Annotated in this window: 12 protein-coding genes; 10 read left to right on the top strand and 2 right to left on the bottom strand. The window is 69.3% G+C overall.

The genetic code is table 11. The annotated features are described in order from the left end of the window. Positions 1–84: 84 nt before the first annotated feature. Entirely contained in the window at positions 85–1,110 is a 1,026-nt protein-coding gene (locus NFW05_RS16105) for a Fe(3+) ABC transporter substrate-binding protein (protein ID WP_295309261.1), read from the top strand. A gap of 33 nt (positions 1,111–1,143) precedes the next feature. Here the strand turns inward: NFW05_RS16105 and NFW05_RS16100 are convergent, their stop codons facing one another. Then, the gene (locus NFW05_RS16100; RefSeq protein ID WP_295309258.1) at positions 1,144–2,781 is read right to left on the bottom strand and encodes an iron ABC transporter permease; all 1,638 of its coding nucleotides are present in this window, start codon (positions 2,779–2,781) and stop codon (positions 1,144–1,146) included. Positions 2,782–2,901: 120 nt separating this feature from the next. Here NFW05_RS16100 and NFW05_RS16095 point away from each other — a divergent pair, with 120 nt between their 5' ends. From NFW05_RS16095 to NFW05_RS16085, 3 genes are read left to right on the top strand one after another with little or no spacing between them, the layout of a single operon-like run. Continuing rightward, the gene (locus NFW05_RS16095; RefSeq protein ID WP_295309255.1) at positions 2,902–4,011 is read left to right on the top strand and encodes an ABC transporter ATP-binding protein; all 1,110 of its coding nucleotides are present in this window, start codon (positions 2,902–2,904) and stop codon (positions 4,009–4,011) included. Next, positions 4,008–4,715 (top strand): leucyl/phenylalanyl-tRNA--protein transferase, encoded by a 708-nt coding sequence (gene aat / locus NFW05_RS16090; protein ID WP_295309252.1) that lies wholly within the window; start codon positions 4,008–4,010, stop codon positions 4,713–4,715. The genes NFW05_RS16095 and aat overlap by 4 nt, the downstream gene beginning before the upstream one ends. 4 nt (positions 4,716–4,719) lie before the next feature. Then, positions 4,720–5,451 carry an arginyltransferase gene (locus NFW05_RS16085; RefSeq protein ID WP_295309248.1) on the top strand — a complete coding sequence of 244 codons (732 nt, stop codon included), beginning with the start codon at positions 4,720–4,722 and terminating at the stop codon, positions 5,449–5,451. Positions 5,452–5,788: 337 nt separating this feature from the next. Here NFW05_RS16085 and NFW05_RS16080 read toward each other — a convergent pair whose 3' ends face one another. Next, a complete protein-coding gene (locus NFW05_RS16080; RefSeq protein WP_295309245.1) occupies positions 5,789–7,480 on the bottom strand; it encodes a hypothetical protein in 1,692 nt (563 codons plus the stop codon). 373 nt (positions 7,481–7,853) lie between these two features. Between NFW05_RS16080 and recC the strand changes: the two genes are divergently transcribed. The 6 genes from recC (at position 7,854) to NFW05_RS16050 (ending at position 20,250) form a co-directional block, all read left to right on the top strand. Then, the gene (recC, locus tag NFW05_RS16075; protein ID WP_295309242.1) at positions 7,854–11,396 is read left to right on the top strand and encodes an exodeoxyribonuclease V subunit gamma; all 3,543 of its coding nucleotides are present in this window, start codon (positions 7,854–7,856) and stop codon (positions 11,394–11,396) included. Then, on the top strand, positions 11,393–15,166 hold the full coding sequence (recB, locus tag NFW05_RS16070; protein ID WP_295309239.1) for an exodeoxyribonuclease V subunit beta: 3,774 nt from the start codon (positions 11,393–11,395) through the stop codon (positions 15,164–15,166). The genes recC and recB overlap by 4 nt, the downstream gene beginning before the upstream one ends. Beyond that, positions 15,163–17,247, top strand: coding sequence for an exodeoxyribonuclease V subunit alpha (gene recD, locus NFW05_RS16065; RefSeq protein ID WP_295309236.1), 2,085 nt, complete (start codon positions 15,163–15,165; stop codon positions 17,245–17,247). Before recB ends, recD begins: the two co-directional genes overlap by 4 nt. 109 nt (positions 17,248–17,356) lie before the next feature. Next, positions 17,357–18,640, top strand: a complete 1,284-nt coding sequence (locus NFW05_RS16060) for a TIR domain-containing protein (protein WP_295309233.1) — start codon at positions 17,357–17,359, stop codon at positions 18,638–18,640. Beyond that, on the top strand, positions 18,637–19,665 hold the full coding sequence (locus NFW05_RS16055) for a hypothetical protein (RefSeq protein ID WP_295309230.1): 1,029 nt from the start codon (positions 18,637–18,639) through the stop codon (positions 19,663–19,665). Before NFW05_RS16060 ends, NFW05_RS16055 begins: the two co-directional genes overlap by 4 nt. A 57-nt stretch (positions 19,666–19,722) precedes the next feature. Next, on the top strand, positions 19,723–20,250 hold the full coding sequence (locus NFW05_RS16050; protein ID WP_295309227.1) for a YbaK/EbsC family protein: 528 nt from the start codon (positions 19,723–19,725) through the stop codon (positions 20,248–20,250). Positions 20,251–20,264 lie beyond the last annotated feature (14 nt).

Here is a 20,264-nt window from a genome sequence, read left to right as displayed (position 1 = left end):
ACGATTCTCATCTGCGGGAGGCGCGTTTTCGGATATGATCGCCGGTCAGGAAGACTGTCTCGCTGACCTGACCGGAGGATCATCATGAAGCACCGCTGGGCCTTTCGCCTGCTCGGCCTGTTCATCGCTGCGCTTTGGGTCAGCGGGGTCCCCGCCGAGGAGAAGGTTCTCAACCTCTACTCGGCGCGCCACTACCAGACCGACGAAGCTCTGTACAGCGAATTCACGCAGCGGACCGGGATCACGATCCGGAGAATCGAAGGCAAGGAAGACGAACTGCTCGAACGGATCAGGAACGAGGGCGCGAACAGCCCGGCCGATGTCCTGCTGACCGTCGACGCCGCTCGCCTGTCGGCCGCGCACGAGATGGGTCTTTTTGCGCCAGTCAAGTCGGCCGTTCTGGAAAGGCGTATCCCGGCCCATCTGCGCACCGGCGACTGGTTCTCGTTTTCGATGCGCGCGCGGGTGATCATCTACGCCAAGGGGGCGGTCAGGCCCGAAGAGTTGCGGACCTACGCCGATCTCGCCGACCCACGGCTCAGGGGCAAGGTCTGCTCGCGTTCGGCTTCTCACCCCTACAACCTTTCGCTGCTCGCCTCGATCATCGCCCACGAGGGCGAAGCCAGGGCCGAACAATGGGCGAGGGGCGTCGTCGCCAATCTGGCTCGCTCGCCTCGGGGCGGTGATACGGATCAGATTCGTGCCGTCTCGGCCGGTGAGTGCGCGGTGGCGCTGGCCAATACCTATTACCTGGCCCGGATGATGCGCTCGGAAAAGGCCGAGGATCGCAAGGTGATCGAACGGATCGCCGTCGTCTGGCCGGATCAGCAGGGCAACGGCGCGCATGTCAACGTCTCCGGGGGCGGCGTTCTGAAGACCGCGCCGCACCGTGAGGCAGCGGTCAAGTTCCTCGAATACCTGGCCAGTGACGAGGCGCAACGCTACTTCGCGGACGGCAACAACGAATGGCCGGTCGTCGCCGGGGTCAAGGTCGCCAATCCGGCGCTCGAAGCTCTCGGAAAGTTCAAGGCTGACAGCCTGCCCGTCGGTTCGCTGGGCACCTATCGCGCCAAGGCCCAGATCATCTTCGACCGGGTCGGTTATCGTTGACCGGCCGCGCGGCCGGCGGTGGCGATTGCCGATTCAGCGGTGACTACGCGCGATCTGGCGGCCGAGCACGATCAGCGGCAGCAGGCCGACGACGACGATCGCCAGCGAGACCGCCGCTGCTTCGCCGAGGCGTTCGTCCGAGGCGAGGGTATACGCCTGGGTGGCCAGCGTGTCGAAGTCGAACGGGCGCATGACCAGCGTTGCCGGCAATTCCTTCATCACGTCCACGAAAACCAGCAGGCCGGCGGCGAACAGGGTGCCGCGCAGGATCGGCAGGTGTACCCGGCAAAGCGTCGGCCACTGGGCGAGCCCGAGGCTACGCGCGGCCTCGTCCATGTGCCTGGTGATCCTGGCGAGCCCGGTGCCGACGGTCTGCAGGGCGATTGCCAGGAAGCGCACGAGGTAGGCGTAGACGAGCGCAGCGATCCCGCCGGTGAGCACCAGGCCGGGGTTTTCTCCGGTCCACTCCTGCCATTGATTGGCCAGCCAATGATCGAGGCGGGTCACCGGAATCAGCACGCCGACGGCGATCACCGAGCCCGGAACCGCGTAGCCCAGGCTGACCAGGCGATTGAGCAGCCGTGCGAGCGGGCCCTTCGCGAGTCGTTCCCCGTAGGCGAGCAGTACCGCCAGGACGAGTGCGGTCAATGCCGTCACGCTGGCGAGGACCAGACTGTTGCGCGCGAGGACGAGGAAATGTCCGGCGAAAGGGCTCGCCTCGTGCTCGCCGAGCGCGAGGCGCAGCAGCAGATACGCCGGCACGACGAAGCCGACGGCCAGCGGCAGTGAGCAGGCGGCAACGGCCAGGATTGCCTGGCCGCCTGGCAGGCGCTGGCCCGACCTGCGCTGACGGTGCCCACCGGTGTTCTGGAAGCTCGCGCGACCGCGCGAGAGCTGTTCGACGGCGAGCAGCACGACGACGAAGCCGAGCAGCGCGGCGGCGAGTTGCGCAGAAGCCAGGCGATCGCCGAGCGAGAACCAGGCCCGGTAGATTCCCGTGGTGAAGGTCTGCACGGCGAAGTATGAAACCGTTCCGTAGTCGGCGAGCGTTTCCATCAGCGCCAGCGTGGTTCCGGCGACGACTGCCGGTCTGGCCAGAGGCAGCGATACGCGGAAGAAGCTCCGCCACGGGCCGAGTCCAAGCATCCGCGCCGCCTCGGCGAGGCGACTCGCACGCTCGAGGAACGCCGTTCGGGCGAGCAGGTACACGTAGGGGTAGAGGACGAAGACGAACATCGCCACCGCGCCGCCGAGACTGCGCACTTCCGGAAACCAGTAATCGGACCGGTCCCAGCCAAAAGATTCGCGTAGAGCGCTCTGCAGCGGTCCGACGAACTGGAGGAAATCGGTGTACACGTAGGCCATCACGTAAGCCGGCATGGCCATCGGCAGGACCAGCGCCCATTCGAAGAAGCGCTTTCCCGGGAACTCGTGCATCGCGGTCAGCCAGGCGGTGGTGACCCCGACCAGGACGACGCCCGATCCGACACCGAAGCACAGCAACAGCGTGTTGACCAGGTACTCGGGAAGGACCGTTGCTGCAAGATGCGACCAGGTTGCCCCGGTCCCGCTACCAAGGATGCCACCGAGGAGGCTGGCTACCGGCAGCCCGACCAGGACGGCGACGCCGATCGAGACGACGAGCAGGGGATTTGTACGCTGGGCGGTCATGGGCTGGACGGTCGAGCACCCATTATAATGGATACGCCCGGCCGCTCCGCCGGCGCCTGCCGCCGGCCTTGCCTGGGAACGCCTGGGCCTGGACTCTGGCATACACGACGAGCGCTCGCGATGGCCCAACTCGAAGTCTCCGGTATCGTTCACCGCTACGGAAGCCACACGGTCGTCGACGGCGTCAGTTTCGGTGTCGACAGCGGGACCATCGCCTGCCTGCTCGGGCCCTCGGGTTGTGGCAAGACGACGCTGTTGCGCTGCATCGCGGGTTTCGAGGATCTCGCGGGTGGTGAGATCCGTCTGCAGGGGCGACGCGTGAGCAGCCCGGGCCGCCGCCTGCCGCCCGAGCGGCGGCAGATCGGCATGGTCTTTCAGGACTATGCGCTGTTCCCGCACCTCTCCGTCGAGGCCAACGTCGGCTTCGGACTGGCCGGGTTGTCCGGCGACGAGCGGCGCCGCCGGGTCGGTGATCTGCTCCAGACGGTTGGCCTGAGTGGTCAGGGCCAGCGCTATCCGCACGAACTTTCCGGAGGACAGCAGCAGCGTGTCGCCCTGGCGCGCGCGCTTGCCCCGAGACCACAGCTGATCCTGCTCGACGAACCGTTTTCCAATCTCGATGTCGATCTGCGTGAGCGGCTGTCACTCGAGGTCCGCGAGATTCTCAGGAGTCAGGGAATCACCGCGGTACTCGTCACTCACGACCAGCACGAGGCGTTCGCCATGGCCGACGAGGTCGGCGTCATGGCCGGTGGCACGATCCAGCAGTGGGACACGCCTTACCGCGTGTACCACGAGCCGGCGAACCGCTTCGTCGCCGACTTCGTTGGCCAGGGAGTCTTCCTGCCGGGGGTCGTACTCGACGAGCGGCGCGTCGAGATCGAACTCGGTGTTCTCCAGTCGCGCCTTCCGCTCGAATGCAGTCCGGGCTGTGCGGCCTGTGGCAAGGGTTGCGGGGTCGAGGTCCTGCTCAGGCCCGACGACGTCGTTCATGACGATCGGGCGACCCTGTCCGGCGAAGTGCGCAGCAAGGCCTTTCGCGGGGCCGAGATTCTCTATACCCTGCGCCTGCAGAGCGGCGTCGAGGTCCTCTCGCTGGTTCCGTCGCATCACGATCACGCGATCGGCGAAATGATCGGCATTCGTCTGGACGTCGATCACGTCGTCGCCTTCAGGAGCACGGCGCCCGAGCCACGTGGTTCGGCAAGGGCGATCCGCCTGCACCGATGATTCCGTGGATCGAAGGCGCAATGGCCTTCCCGCCCGTCGAGACCGCGCTGCGCGACCCCAACGGCCTGCTCTGCGCTGGCGGCGACCTTTCCCCGCGGCGGCTTATCGAGGCTTACCAGCGGGGCATCTTCCCCTGGTACTCGAATGGTGATCCGATCCTCTGGTGGAGTCCCGATCCGCGGATGGTGATGTTCCCGGCCGATTTCCGCGTTTCGCGCTCGCTGCGCCGGATCCTCCGCGCAGGGCGTTTCGAAGTCAGGCTGGACAGCAGCTTTCCGGCGGTGGTCCACGCCTGCGCCGTGACCCCGCGCGCCGGACAGCGGGGCACCTGGATCACTGGCGAGATGCAACTCGCTTACCAGCGGCTGTTCCGCCTGGGGATCGCGCATTCGGTCGAGACCTGGGACGGAGAGCGGTTGGTCGGCGGTCTCTATGGTCTGGCGATCGGCCGCGCCTTCTTCGGCGAATCGATGTTCTCGCTGGTCAGCAACGCCTCGAAAGTGGCTGCCGCACACCTTGCCCGTTTCCTTGAAGCCGAGGGCTACGGCATGATAGATTGCCAGATGAGCACCGGGCACCTCGCTTCTCTCGGCGCGCGGGAGATCCCGCGCGAGGCTTTCGTCGCCCGCTTGCGCACGCTCCTCGCCGTCGCCCGGGAACCGGGAAGATGGCCGAGCGATGGCGCAGGCCAACCCTGGACCTAGGCGCATGTCGCGACTCAACGATTCCGGGCTGCCTTTCTCGCTGCTGCAGTTCTACTCCACCGCGCCGTACGCCTGCAGCTACCTGCCCGAAGAACGAGCGCGCTCGCAGGTGGCCACGCCGAGCCATCTGATCAGCAGCGAAGTCTATGGCGAACTCGTGCGCAGCGGTTTTCGGCGCAGCGGCGTGTTCACCTATCGCCCGAAGTGCGACAGCTGCCAGGCCTGCGTTCCGGTGCGCATCCCGGTCGAGCGTTTCGCGCCCAATCGCAGCCAGCGGCGAAGCGTCCGCAGGCACACGGCCTTGCAGGCGCGCGAAATGCCGCTCTGCTTTCGCGAGGAGCATTACCGGCTCTATCTGCGCTATCAGTCGGCGCGGCACGCCGGCGGCGGGATGGACCAGGACAGTCACGAGCAATACACGCACTTTCTGCTCCAGAGCCGTGTCGATACCCGGCTGATCGAGTTTGCCGAAGACGGCATGCTGCGCATCGTCAGCATCATCGACGTCCTGCCCGACGGACTGTCGTCGGTCTATACCTTCTACGATCCCGACGAGCACGGCGCGAGTTTCGGCACCTACAACATCGTCTGGCAGATCGCCCAGTGCGCCGCCAATCGCCTGCCGTACCTGTACCTCGGCTACTGGATCCGCGACAGTCGGAAAATGTCCTACAAGGCCAACTTCGGGCCGGTCGAAGGGCTCGTCGATGGCCAGTGGATCGAACTGCCCGACTGAGAGGTCGTCAAGAAATCGTCGCGGGCAGGCCGGGATGCCCGGCTTCAGGGAAGGGGAGGGTCTCTTCCCTCATGCAGCGAACGACGGGACCGATCAGATCGATAGGCGAGGGCGAAGGCGGGGTTTCGCGCAGCATGCTGCGCGCCGCCGCCGCCGGCCGCCTGTGCAAGGCCGGCCGTTGGGCGAGCGAGTGGGCAACCGCGCAGATTGGCCGCGCAGTCGATTCATTCACGACTGCCGAGCACGCGACGCCCCGCCGGCGTCGCCGAGCGGATCAGGCACCGCTCGTGCCGGGAACGGTGGCTGCGCCGACTGCCCGATTCCCCAGACGTCGTCGTCAACTGGCTCGCCGCCTGTCCTGGGCAGTGTCGTCGTCGCCGACCGCTTCGAGGAGCGCGACCATGGCCTGCAGCGAGTGCTCGATAGTCCTCGCTTCGTCTGCGCCGATCCTGCTGCCCGTGGAACTGAAGCGCTGGGCGAGATCGGCGATGCGCCGAGCGTGATCGACGGCGTGGCTGCGGATCGACCGCAGTTGCTGGAGCATCGCCGAGACTGCCCAGCGAAGTTCCCGGGTCGCTTGATCGCGGGTTGCGTCGTCCTCGGCGGCATGCAGATCACGTGCCGCAGCGAGCTCGCCCATCGATGCCTTCCACCAGCCCAGGAAGTTGGCCCGGTGGTCGATCAGCGCGTTCAGCGACTGGCCCATCGCGTTGATCTCGTCGCGGCCGTCGGCGACGGTGTCAACCCGGCCGGCTGGCGAGCCGTAGGCGAGATCGTCGAGCAGTCCGGCCATCTGACGAACCGGGCGGACGATGCCGATGGTGATCAGCGTCGCGACGGTGAGGCCGGCGGCGATCGCGCAGAACAGGACGATCAGGTCCACGCGCACGGCGGCCCGTGAGGACTCGCCGATCGTGGCGACCCGCGAGGCCATCGTCCGGTTCGCTTCATCGACGTTGCGCTGGATCAGCGGCGCGACGCGGGCCGCGGCAGAGTCCATTTCTTCGCTCAGCTCGCGGATCCTCGCATGCTGCGAGACGAGGACCAGGAAGCTTCGCTGATAGTCGCGCAGGAGGCCGAGAAGGACGGCCTTGTCTGCGGCCGGAATCGCCGACTCGCTGATCCGGGCGCGGAGCTCGCGGGCGAGCTCGACGACCATCGGCGGGTACGACTCGTCACCACGCAGCAGGAAGTCCTTCTCGCGGCGGCGCAACTGCAGCACGCCGGTTTCGAGGTTGGCGACGTGATAGGTGTCGAGCAGCGCCTCGATGCGTTGCGCGGCTTCGCGGAACGGCCCCTTGCCGCCATCCGCCTGGCCGGTCCGGAGCACTCTGTCTGCGTACTCGTCGAAGCTTCGCGCGTAGGCTGCGAGGTCTGAGCGCAGCCTCTGTCGGGTTGCCTCGGGCAGCTCGGAACTCTCGACAAGTTGCCGGAACTCGGCGGTCAGCCGGCGCACCCGATCGCGGTAGGCCGGGTCGAGGCGCAGCGCGAGATCCTTTTCATTGCGCCGGATCTGCAGAAGAACGGTATACAGCTGGTCGATGTTGTATTGCGCGGAAAGTTCGTGCAGGCGGTGGATCTTCTGCCGGAAAGCGCCCTGGATTCCCGAGTTCTCGTCGAGGCCCATGCTCCTCCAGGCGTCGGCGAGCGCAGCGAAGCTCCGCTCGTAGGCGGCGAGCAGCGCGGACAGTTCCTCGGCAGTCCGGCGGGACGGCTCGTCGATCGCGGCAAACGCGCCGACCTTCTCGCGCAGCACCTCCAGGTGTCTGGTCACTTCTTCGGCGAAACGCTCGCGGCGCAGGAGCAGGAAGTTCTTCTCGGCGTCGCGGGCGGCGGCCATCTCGATTTCGATCTCCAGAGCGAGCGACTTCCTCGCCTCGTGGACGGTCTGCAGCTGCTGGTAGTCGCCGAGCAGCGAGTGCAGCGTCTCGTGGAAGTGCCAGATGACCCCGGCGAAGAGCAGCCCGACGAGCGCGAAGCCCAGGCCGATTTTTTCGCCGATCCGCAGTTTGCTGGAAAGCTTGCCCACATCAGGCTCCGGGGACAGTGGCCAGGTGCTCGCGCAGGCCAGGTGCTCGCGCAGGCCAGGTACGCCGATCGGCAGGCACGACAGACGGAGCGGCGGCCAGACGGGACCGGCGGTGGCGAGGCGTTGCCGGGAAAGTATATCTGCTGCCCGGGCGGGCTGTCGAATCGGCCGCCGCCAGGGCTTCGGCGCGTCGGCCTGCTGGTCGTTGCGGCGCCGTGGGCGTAAGATTCGCCCCGGCGGCGGGTGCCGTCGGGCGACGCTGCCGGAGGTCTCCGGACCTGGCTGTTCGACGGCGTTTCCGCGACCCCGATCGCCGGCTTCCGCGCGCCGTCGGAGTCCAGTATCGGCGAGCCGTTGATCGATCGAGTCCCGAGTGGCCACAGTCCAGCCTGAACCCGGCCTGATCCTCGTCCATGGCAATCGCGCCGAGTCGCTGCGCGACCTGGTCATCGCCTGGATGAAGCGGCAGCCGCTGGCCCCGCTGGACAACGAGGTCGTCCTCGTGCATAGCAACGGCATCGCCCAGTGGCTGCGGATCGCGCTCGCAGCCGACCCCCGGGGGGCCGACGGCGGTTGCGGAATCGCTGCGGCGATCGAAACGCTGCTTCCGTCGCGCTTCGTCTGGCGCGCGTACCGCGCACTGCTCGGCGCCGGCGCAGTTCCCGAAACCTCGCCGTTCGACGAGGCGCGGCTGGTCTGGCGGCTCCTGCGTCTGCTTCCCGAACTCGCCCACCAGCCCGAATTCGCCGCGCTGCGCGCCTTTCTCAGCGACGACGACGATTCGCGCAAGCGCTTCCAGCTCGCCGGGCGCCTGGCCGATCTGTTCGACCAGTACCAGGTTTACCGTGCCGACTGGCTCACCGCCTGGGCGGCCGGCCGCGACGTGCTGATCGACGGCCAGCACCGCGAGCGCGCTCTCGACCCCGGTCAGCGATGGCAGGCGGCACTCTGGCGGGCGCTCCTTGCCGACGTGCGCGTCAATCACGGCCCGCGCGACGAGGCGGCGAGCCGCGGCCGGGCTGCCGTTCATGAGGCCTTCGTGCGCTGCGCGCGCAGCTGGCCGTCGGGCGAAAGACCGGCCGGCCTGCCGCGAAGGCTGATCGTCTTCGGCATCTCCAGTCTGCCCGGGCAGTCGCTCGAGGTGCTCGCGGAGATCGCCCGCTGGACGCAGGTGCTGGTCTGCGTGCCCAACCCGTGCCGCCATTACTGGGCCGACATCGTCGCCGCTCGTGACCTGCTGCGCCCGCGGGACGTGCGCCAGCGACGGCGGGTGCCCCGCGAGATACCCGAAGAGCAGCTTTACCTGCACGCGAACCCGCTGCTCGCCGCCTGGGGCAAGCAGGGACGCGACTTCATCGGGCTGCTCGACGAGCACGACAGCGATCTGGCGCAAGCGCGCCTTTTGCCGCAGCTCGCGGCGTTCGGGCAGCGCGTCGATCTCTTCGAGCCCTCGGGCGGGCGCACGCTGCTCGAGCAGCTCCAGGACGACATACTCGAGCTGCGCCCGGTTCATGAGAGCCGCGAATGCTGGCCGCCGGTCGACGTCGAGCGCGACGTCTCGATCCGCTTCCATGTCGCGCACAGCGCGCAGCGCGAAGTCGAAATCCTTCACGATCAGCTACTCGCCGCGTTCAACGACGACCCCGGCCTCGCCCCGCACGAGGTCATCGTCATGGTGCCGGACATCGACCGCTACGCACCGCACGTGCAGGCGGTGTTCGGACTCGTCGACACCGGCGACCCGCGCCACCTGCCGTTTGCCCTCGCCGACCGCGGGCGGCGGCAGGTCGAGCCGCTGCTCAACGCGCTGCAAAAGCTGCTCGACCTGCCGCAGTCCCGGCTCGCGGTCAGCGACCTGCTCGACCTCCTGGAAGTGCCTGCGCTGCAGCGGCGTTTCGCCATCGGCGCAAACGACCTGCCGCGCCTGAGGCGGTGGATCCGCGCGGCCAACGTTCGCTGGGGCCTGCACGACGAGCAGCGCGCAGGCCTCGGTCTGCCGGCGGTGGGCGACGAACCGGCGCGCAACACCTGGCTGTTCGGCCTGCGGCGGATGCTCCTCGGCTACGCGGTCGGCGGAAGCGGCGGCGCCTGGCAGCAGATCGAACCGTGCGACGGGATCGGCGGGCTCGAGGCGGCGCTGCTCGGCACGCTGGTGCAACTCGTCGAGCGCCTCGACGACAACTGGCGAGCGCTGCGCGAGCCGGCCACCGTCGACGTCTGGTGTGTTCGCCTGCGCAGGCTGATCGCCGACTTCTTCGTCGCCGCCGAAGGCCGCGACGCGCTGACCCTGCTGCAACTCGATGAGGCGCTGCAGGCCTGGCAGGCAGCCAGCGCCGAGGCCGCTGTCGAAGAGCCCCTGCCGCTCTCGGTGGTCGCCGAGAACTGGCTGTCCAGCCTCGACGACGGCGGGATGACGCAGAGCTTTCTCGGCGGAGCGATCACCTTCGCGACGCTGATGCCGATGCGTGCGATTCCCTTCCGTTACGTCTGCCTGCTCGGAATGAACGACGGCGACTACCCGCGCAGCCGTACGGCGATGGACTTCGACCTGATGGCCGACGAGCATCGTCCGGGCGACCGTTCGCGGCGCGAGGACGACCGCTATCTGTTCCTCGAAGCGCTCCTCTCGGCCCGCGAGCGGCTGCACGTCTCGTGGATCGGGCGCAGTGTGCACGACAACCGGCCGCGGCCACCGTCGGTGCTCGTCGGCCAGCTCCGCGATCACCTGGCCGCGGGCTGGACACGCTCAGGATACCCGGGTCCGGGCAGCGGCGAGGCCCTGCTCGCCGGCCTGACCACCGAGCATCGTCTGCAGGCGTTCAGCGCCGACTACTTTCCGCGCGATCCCGAGAACTCGGTGTTGTTCTCCTATGCGCATGAGTGGCGGCCGCAGGCCGCCGGCAGTGCTCACCGGCGAGCGGCCCGGTACGAACCGTTGCCCGTTGCGCTGCGCGACGAGCCATTGTCGCTCGACGATCTCGGGCGATTCCTCAGCCGGCCGGTACGCGCCTTCTTCGAGCAACGGCTCGGCGTTTCCTTCGTGGGCGAGGATCCGGCGAGCGAGGACGTCGAGCCGTTTGGCCTTGATGGCCTGACCCGATGGACGCTCCAGGACGAACTGATCCGCGCTCAGGCCGGCGCACTCGCCGCCGGACTCGATCCGGCTGAGGCCCGCGAAGCCCGGCTCGGTGCATTCCGCCGGCGCGGCGACCTGCCCGCCGGCGCCTTCGCCGACGTCCTGGCGAGCGAGCTCGTCGCGCCGATCGACGACCTGTTCGCCCGTTACGGCGCGGCGCTCGCTCGCTGGCCGCAAGAGGTCGACCGGGCCGGAGAGTTCCGCTTCGCCGCCGACCTCGCCGGCCAGCGCGTCGAAGTGGTCGACCGGCTCGGCGGGCTGCTTGGCGACGCCGCCGGGCGGCTCGGCCGGGTCGAGCTCGAAAGCAGAGACCTGATCCGCAAGCGCCGGTACCGGGGCGAGGTCGTCGTCGCTCACTGGGTCAGGCACCTCGCGCTCCAGCTCTGCGCCGGCCGTGTGACCACGATGCTCGTCGGCAAGGTCGGCGACGTCGAGCTGCCGCCGTTGCCGGCCGAGCAGGCGGCGGCGCAGTTGACCGACCTGTTGCACGCCTGGCAGCAGGGCATGTGCCGACCGCTGCCGCTGGCCGTGAAGACCGGCTTCGCCTGGCTCAGGGAGGGCCGCGAAGCCGCGCGCAGCGCGTACGAGGGGGGCTTTGGCGTCGCTGGCGAAGTCGGCAACGATCCGGCCCTGGCGCTGGTCTATCCCGATTTCGCGGCGCTCGTCGCCGGCGGCGAGTTCGTCGAGTTCGTCGACCGCCTTCTTCGGCCGATTCACTCGGCGGTGCACGGCGGGACAGAAGCAGGCGGCGTGCCGGTCGACGCCGGAAAGGATCCGTGACCGGCGTGCCGCTGGCTGGCGACGGGCCGGTCGAACTCGACCTGCTGCGCTTTCCGCTGCGCGGCAGCCAGCTGATCGAGGCGGGCGCCGGTACCGGCAAGACCTTCGCGATCGCCGCGCTGTACCTGCGTCTGGTTCTCGGGCACGGCGCAGCGAACGGCTGGCGACCGCTCGCGCCGCGCGAGATTCTCGTCGTCACCTTCACCGAGGCGGCGACCGAAGAGCTGCGCGAGCGGATTCGCCGCCGGCTCGCGGAAGCGGCGACGCGCTTCCGCGAGATCGCCGACGATCGACCGGCCGCCGGAGCCGGCGAAGACCTGCTCGACGATCTGCGCGGGCAGTACGCAGCCGATCAATGGCCGGCCTGCGCGCGCCGGCTGCAGCTCGCCGCCGAGGCGATGGACGAAGCCGCGGTGTGGACGATCCACGGCTGGTGCCAACGGATGCTCCGCGAGCACGCCTTCGACAGCAACAGCCTGTTCGTTCAGACGCTCGAAGCCGATCAGGAAGATCTGCTCGGAGAAGTCGTCCGAGACTACTGGCGCAGCTTCGTCGTTCCCCTCGACGCCCAGTCGCTCGGCGAGCTGATGCCGTGGTGGGCGGATCCCGACGGGCTGCGCAAGGCGCTCGGCGGGCTCGTCGATCATGCCGGCTCGCTCTGCGCAGCGGAGTCGCCCGCGCTCAGTGTGCCGCGCGCGCGCACGGCGCGCGAACAGCGCCTGGGCGAGCTCAAGGCGCCGTGGATCGACTGGGTCGACGAGCTCGAGCAACTGCTCGACGAGGCCGTCGCGCGCCGGCAGGTCGACGGGCGCCGGCTGCAGGCGCGCCATTACCGGAACTGGCTCGCCGCTCTGCGCACCTGGCGGGACGACGCCGGGAGCGTTTCGCCGAACCTCGGCAAGGGCTGGGAGCGGCTCGCTTCGCCGGGGATCGCCGAACTCTGGAGGAATGGCTGTCCGCCCGCGCATCCGGGCTGGCAGGCGATCTCCGGTCTCCAGGCCGCGCTTGCCGAGCTGCCCGACGCGCGCGCCGAAGTGCTGCGTCACGCGGCCCGCTGGGTTGCCGAGCGTCTGGCTGCCGAGCAGCTGCGCCGCGCGCGGATGGGTTTCCAGGACCTGCTGACCCGACTCGACGCGGCGCTGCACGGCCCGAGCGGTGAGCGGCTCGCAGCGGTGATTCGCGCGCAGTTCCCGATTGCACTGATCGACGAGTTTCAGGACACCGACCCGCTGCAGTACCGCATCTTCGACGCCATCTACCGTGTCGAGCGCAACGACCCGGCGACCGCGCTGGTGCTGATCGGCGACCCGAAACAGGCAATCTACGCGTTTCGCGGCGCCGACATCCACACCTACCTGCGCGCGCGGAAGGCCTGCGCCGGCCGTCTGCACACGCTGAGCACCAACCACCGTTCGACGCGCGCGATGGTCGAGGCAACCAACCGCTGCTTCGCTTTCGCCGAACAGCGCCGGGACGGGTCTGGTGCGTTCCTGTTCAGGGGGGCGGGCGGCAACCCGTTGCCGTTCACCGCTGCCGTTGCCCGAGGTCGCGACGACGTGCTCGTCGCGGAAGGCGTCGAGCTGCCCGCGCTGACCGCCTGGTGGCTGCCGCCTGGCGCCGACGGCGGAGAACTCGGCAAGGAAGCGTCCCGCGAGCAGATCGCCGCAGCCTGCGCGAGCGAGATCGTTCGCTTGCTCAGGCTCGGTGCCGCAGGGCAGGCGGGCTTTACGGGCAGCGGACGGATGCGGCCGCTGACCCCAGCCGACGTGGCCGTGCTGGTCAACGCGCGAGTCGAGGCCGACACGATCCGCAAGGCACTGGGCCAACGCGGCGTGCGCAGCGTCTATCTGTCCGAACGCGAGTCGGTCTTTGCCAGCGGCGAAGCCGCCGAGCTGCAGAACTGGCTCGCTGCCTGTGCCGATCCCGACGACCCACGCTGTCTGCGCCGGGCGTTGGCGAGCCGCCTGCTCGCCGTGGACTGGCGCGAGCTCGACGTGCTCGAAGACGACGATCGGACCTGGGAAGCGCGAGTCGAGCAGTTCCGCGCGTATCGCGAGTGCTGGCGCGGCCAGGGTGTCCTGCCGATGCTGCGTCGCCTGCTCAACGATTTCGCAGTGCCGCTGCGTCTGCTCGATGACAGCGACCCGGCGCGCGGGGCGACGAGTGGGGAGCGGGTGCTGACCAATCTGTTGCACCTCGCCGAGCTGCTGCAGCAGGCGAGTGTCCTGCTCGAAGGCGAGCACGCGCTGATCCGCCACCTGGCCGAGCAGAGGCACGATGCTTCGGCCGGCGTTGGTGGCGACGTGCGCCAGTTGCGTCTCGAAAGCGACGAAGGACTCGTCCAGGTGGTCACCGTGCACAAGTCCAAGGGACTCGAATATCCACTGGTCTTCGTGCCCTTCGCCAGCAGCTGCCGGCGGATCGACGGCGCGAAGGACCTGCCGCTGAGGTGGCACGACGACGCGGGCGAGCTGCAGCTCGCGCTGGTCGCCGATCCGTCGCTCGTCGAGGGTGCTGACCGGGAGCGCCTCGCCGAGGATATGCGCAAGCTATACGTTGCGCTGACCCGCGCGCGCTACGCCACCTGGGTCGGTTTTGCGCCAATCGCCGACCTGGCGCACAGCGCAGCGGGCTACCTGCTCGGCGCTGGCGAAGAAATCGCAGCGTCCGACCTGCCGCGCCGGCTCAAAGAGCTGCGCGGCGGTCTGCCGCAGATCGTCGTCGCACAGGCGCCAGAGGCCGGCGACGAGCGTTTCTCCGGACCGCTGGCGCCGGCTTCCGGGTCGGGTCAGGCACGGATTGCGCGGCGCGCCGTGCGCCAGGCCTGGGGCATCGCCAGCTACTCGTCGCTGCGCGTCGCGGGTGACAGCGTCAACGACTTCCCGGCGACTCCCGCCGAGACGCCGGTCGCCGCTCTGGTGCAGGAGACGCTCGCGGGGGTGGTTCCTGGCGAGCTCGCCCTGCCGCCCTCCGGCGAGCCGCGCGGAGCAGGGCGGCCGACCCGCCCGCTGCTCGTCGGAGCGCTGCACGACTTCCCCCGCGGTGCCGAGGCGGGAACCTTTCTTCACGGGCTGCTCGAAGCGGCGGCCGGCCACGCCTTCTCGTGGCACGATCCGGCGCCGCTCCGTGAGCGGATTGTGCGCAACTGCCGTGCGCACGGCTGGGATCGCTGGATCGAGCCGCTCGCGGTCTGGCTCGAGCATTTCCTGAGCACGCCGTGGCGTTTGCCGCCCGAGCCCGGTCGGCCGGCGCACGCAGTGCGGCTCGCCGAACTCGGCGCTTCGGCTGCCGAAATGGAGTTCGCGCTGACCACCCGCGCGGTGGACACCGGGCGCATCGACGAACTCGTTTGCCGGCACACACTCGCCGGAGCGCCGAGACCGAGACTGCCTGCACGGCGGCTCGACGGTCTGCTCAGGGGATTCATCGACCTGGTCTTCGAGCATTGCGGTCTCTACTACGTCGCCGACTGGAAGTCGAACTGGCTCGGTGCCGAAGACGCCGCCTACACCCCAGAGGCGATGCGCGGCGCGATCCTCCACGCGCGCTACGACCTGCAGTACGCACTCTATCTCGTCGCCCTGCACCGCCTGCTCAAGCTGCGGCTGCCGGACTACGACTACGACCGGCACGTCGGCGGAGCGGTGTACCTTTTCCTGCGCGGCAGCTTCGCTGCCGGCCAGGGAATCCACTTCGAGCGCCCGCCGCGCCAGCTGATCGAAGCGCTCGATCAGCTGTTCTCCGGCCAGAGCGCGGAGCAGAGCGGGTGAACGGCCGGCTGATCGACAGCCGGCGGCGCCTCCGGGCGCTGCTTGGACGCTGGTCGGCGAGCGAATGGCTGCGGCCGCTTGACGTCGCCTTCGCCGACTTCCTCTGGCGCGAGGTTCCCGAAGCACCGCCGCTGCTGCTCCTCGGCGCGGCGTTGGCCAGCCATCAGCTCGGGCGCGGCCACGTGTGTCTCGACCTCGCGGCGACGCTTGCCGAACCCGAGCGGGTTCTCGCGCTCCCCCCGGAGGCGGCGGATTCGGCGCCGCCCGGCGGCCGGTTGCCGGTGCCTGCCGAAGTGCTCGCCGGGCTGAGCCTCGCCGAGTGGCTCGCCGCGCTCGACCGACCCGCGCTGGTCGCGCGCGGCGCCGGCAACACGCCGCTGGTTCTTGCCGGAGGACGCCTCTATCTGCGCCGCTACTGGCAGTGCGAGCAGGACGTGCGCCGCGCGATCGCCCAGCGCCTGGGCGCCACGGCAGCGCCGGCCGTGGCGTTGCGCGCTGCACTCGACGGCCTTTTCCCGGCGCCAGCGGCCGGGTTGCCCGGTCCCGACTGGCAAAAGGTCGCCTGCGCGCTGGCTGCGCGCAACGCCTTCGCGATCATCACCGGCGGCCCGGGGACCGGCAAGACGACGACGGTCGTTCGCCTGCTGGCGCTGCTCCAGGAACTTGCGCTCGGCGGATCGGCTGCCGACCAGCAGACCGGTGCGCTGCGCATCCGCCTCGCCGCGCCGACCGGCAAGGCGGCGGCGCGGCTCAACGAGGCGATCGCCGGAGCGCTGGCCAGGCTGCCGCTGGGCGGCCTGGCGCAGGGTGAAGCGCTGCGCGGGCTGATCCCGGCGACCGCGACGACGGTCCATCGCCTGCTCGGCAGTCGTCCCGAGACGCGGCGCTTCCGTCACCATTCGGGCCATCCCCTCGCCGTCGATGTGCTGGTCATCGACGAGGCGTCGATGGTCGACCTCGAGCTGATGGCCGCGGTTTTCGCCGCGTTGCCGCCTGCTGCGCGGCTCGTGTTGCTCGGCGACAAGGACCAGCTGGCGTCGGTCGAAGCCGGCGCGGTCCTCGGCGAACTCTGTCGCGGCGCGGCCGAAGCGCATTACCTCCCGGAAACCGCAGAGTGGATCGGCGCGGCGACCGGTCAGCCAATCGGGCCGGAGTGGGTCGATCCCCAGGGCCAGGCGCTCGACCAGACGATCGTCATGCTGCGTCGCAGCCACCGCTTCGCTGCGGAGAGCGGCATCGGTCAGCTCGCCGAAGCGGTCAATGACGGCGACCCCGAGCGCGTCGTGGCGATCCTCGAAGGGCGTCACGCCGACCTGGCGTTCGTTCTGCCGACCGCCGGCGAGCAGACCGCGCTGGACCGGTTGGCCGTCGACGGCTGCGCCGGCGAGCGGCCCGGCGCGGCGGCGACGCCGCAGAGGCAAGGTTATCGCCACTACCTCGAAACGATGCACCGGCGACAACCGGCGCCGGACGCCGGGAAGGCCGAGGTCGATGGCTGGGCCAACGAAGTGCTCAGCGCCTACGCGACATTCCAGGTACTCTCGGCGCTGCGCCGCGGGCCGTGGGGCGTCGAGCGGCTGAACCGGCAGATCGCTCGCGTGCTCTGCGCAGCAAGCCTCATTCCCGAGAGCGACGGCTGGCATCCGGGCCGTCCGGTGCTGGTCACGCGCAATGACTACGGGCTCGGGCTGATGAACGGCGACATCGGTATCACGCTGGCGATCCCCGCGGGTCCCGATCGGGGCACGCTGCGCGTCGCTTTCGCCAGCGGAGACGCCGGTCGCCCGGTCCGCTGGGTGGCCCCGGTCCGTCTCCAGGCCGTCGAGACGGCCTATGCGCTGACCGTGCACAAGGCGCAGGGCTCCGAGTTCGGCCACGTGGCGCTCGTCCTTCCGGAGACGGCGAACCCGGTGCTGACCCGCGAACTGCTGTATACCGGGATTACCCGCGCACGTTCTTTCCTCAGCGTAGTCAGCGCCGGCGGTCTGCAACTCGTCCGTGACACTGTCGCCAGGCGCGTCCTACGGGCCAGCGGGTTGTCCGGCGAAGCGGTCCTGCCGAGCGACCGATCGTCCGGCTGATGCCGTCGCCTCAGGCTGCGCATCGGCCGGACGCGGTCGAGCTGCGCTACACTGAAAAGATCGTGGCGCGCGGTGCTCAGCGCGTCCGTGGCCGCCGCAGGGACCGATCGTGACCTGGGCCGAGGAGAGCATGGACAACCCGATTCCCGAAATCTACGTCCTGTGGCACCCCCGCTGCGCGCTCGGAGAAGTTCTCGCGCGGCGTATCCACGGCTGGCTGCGGCCGGGCAACGGTCTCGGACCGCAGGTCTTCTACCGCAGCCTGCCGGCGCCCGACGCGCCACCCGGGGGGCTGCCGTCGCCGTTGCCCGGCGAGTTCCGGCCTGGCCAGCCGGCGGCGAGCGGATCGCGGCTGGCCAACCTGCAGATCGTGCTGCTGCTCATCGACGAACAGATGATCGCCGATGCCAGCTGGCGTTTCTGGATCGCTCAGCTGGGCTCGGCGGGCCAGCCGGCGACGAGCCGCAAGTTCCTGCCGGTGGCCCTCGATTCGACCGCTTACAACGCGCCCGAAGCGCTGCGTGCGCTGAACTTCCTGCGGCCGGCCGGCCTGCCTTTGCCGGCCGACGAACAGCCGGGGAGCGGGCCGGCGACCGAGACCGTCGTCCGTTCGCTGCTCAAGCAGCTCACCGAGGCGCTGTGCCGGCTGATGCTCGGGCGGGCGTCCTCGCCAGCGGCACAGAACCCGGCCGGCGAGCCCGGGCAACCGAAAATCGTCATCTTCCTGAGTCACGCGAAGGTCGATGGCACCGTGCCGGCCAAACGCATTCGCGACTACATCTACAGCCAGACGCAGCTCGGCGCCTTCTTCGACGAGAACGACATCCCCTTCGGATCGGCGTTCGGTCGCGTGCTGCAGAGCAACGTCGAAAGCGAGCAGACCGCCGCGCTGATCGCCGTGCGCAGCGCACGCTACGCCAGCCGCCCGTGGTGCCGGCGCGAGCTTGCGCTCTTCCGCCGGCCGCTGCAGGAGAGCGGGACTCCGCCGGGGCTCGGTGAGCGCTGGCGGCTCAACCCGGTCGTCGTCGTCGACGCACTCGAGGGCGGAGGCCGGACCTCGGGTATCCCCGAGCTCGGCAACGCGCCGCTGATCCGCTGGGCCGAAGAGGTGCCCGACCAGGAAGAGCAGGTGGTCACGACGCTGCTCCGCGACGCGCTGCTCGCCGCGTTTCACAGCGCGGTCGGGCGGACGCTGTCGGGTGCGCCGGACGTGATCGTCGTCAACTGGTTGCCTGACCCGACGACGCTGCTGCACATTCCGCGCGTTCGCGAGGCGAAGGAGGACCTGCGCGTCCATTATCCGGGCCGCGGCCTCTCCGGTCTCGAACTCGACATTCTCGACGAGTTCTTCCCGCGGCTGGCCTTCCACAGTTTCGAGGCGACGACGTCATGACGAGCAGTAGCAAGTACCGGTCGCGGATGATCGCCAACACGGTCATCGACCTGTCCATCTCCTACCAGCGCGAGAACCTGCTCGCCCGTGGGCTCGGTCTCGAACATCTGCGCGAATTGCTCGTCCGCCTCGCGCGGCCGCTGCTCAGGCAGGCGGCGAGCCTTGCCTACGGTGGACGCTGGAAGGAAAGCGAGGACAACTTCACCTTCGACCTGCTGCGCCTGATCAGCGCCGAACAGGAGGACAACAGCCTCGGCGGTCCGGATACGAACCTGAGCATCGGGCGGCTGGTCAGTCACTGTCCGTGGCCCGAGTACCTCGAGGTCACCCCGCGGATCGAGGCGCAGTGGATCAACTGCTGCCGGATCGTCCGCGTCACGCAGCAGGATGCCGGGATCGGTGCGCCCGACCAGGTTCCAGACGGCGAAGCCGGCAACGGCTCCGACCGGGCCGTGTTCAACAGCGCATTGACGCTCAGCGCGATGCGCCGGCTGGCGATGGACGGAATGACGATCGATCTGCCAGGCCTGGCGAGCCCCGAGTTCGTTCCGCCGATCATGGCCCGCGTCGTGCTGGGCGGCAAGACGACCGGTTTCCACGGCTTCCTGCCGGGGATTTTCGAGGAAGCACTCGTCGCCCTCGAAAGACGGCGGCCACTGTACGTCCTCGGCGGGTTCGGCGGCGCAGCCGAAGTGCTCGCCGGGGCATTGCTCGCCCGGGGACCGGATCGCCCGCAGGCGCTCGTGCTCGACGCGCTTCGTGCGGGGAATCCGGGTCTCGACAGACTGATCGGGCTGGCGACGCGCTTTGCGCTGCCGGCAGGGGGGCGGGCGAGCGCCGAGGCGCTCGACGCCCTGTTCGCGCTCGTCGATAAGGCGCGCGGCAACCTGCCGGCGGTGCTGAACACCGGTCTCGACGAGATCGAGACGCGCGAAATGCTGACCACGTGCGACGTTTCCCGCGCGGTCCAGCTCGTGCGCAAGGGTCTGACCGCGACCCTCGGCCTCGGTGCCCTCGCCGAATGACGCGCCGCCGCGCGGCCTTGGCCCTTCGCCAGTTGCCGTGAGCGCGCGACTCCGCCGATGAACGAGGCCAGCGGATTGCCCGAAGCGGCGCAGCGGGTCGCCGATCTGCTGCGCCGAATCGGTCACCGCGAATCGCCGGTGCTGCTTCCGGCGACCGGCCGGACGGCCGCCGAGGCAGCGGCAGCTCTCGGCTGCAGCGTCGCCGAGATCGCCAAGTCGATCGTCTTCCGGCGGCTGTCCGACGATCGTGCGGTGATGGTCGTGGCCAGCGGCGCCAACCGGGGCGACGAGACCAAGCTGGCTGCAAGGGTCGGTGCGCTCGGCAAGGCCGACGCGCGTTTCGTCCGCGAGCACACCGGCTATGCGATCGGTGGCGTTTGTCCGCTCGGCCACGCCCGAGAGGTGATCGTGCTCGTCGATCGGGACCTGCTGGCGTACGAGACCATCTGGGCGGCCGCCGGTCACCCGCACGCGGTGTTCCGGCTCTCGCCGCGCGAACTGCTCGAGATGACCGGCGCTCCGGTCGTCGACATCGCCGTTACCGCCACCCCGCACAGTGGTGTCCGGAGCGTGGGCGAGTCCTGAGCGGCCGTTGCCTG

The sequence above is a fragment of the Accumulibacter sp. genome, assembly GCF_023806625.1.
Taxonomy (GTDB): Bacteria; Pseudomonadota; Gammaproteobacteria; order Burkholderiales; family Rhodocyclaceae; genus Accumulibacter.
The sequence above is the reverse complement of the archived record's forward strand: the minus strand, read 5'-3'. Positions and strand labels throughout refer to the sequence as shown.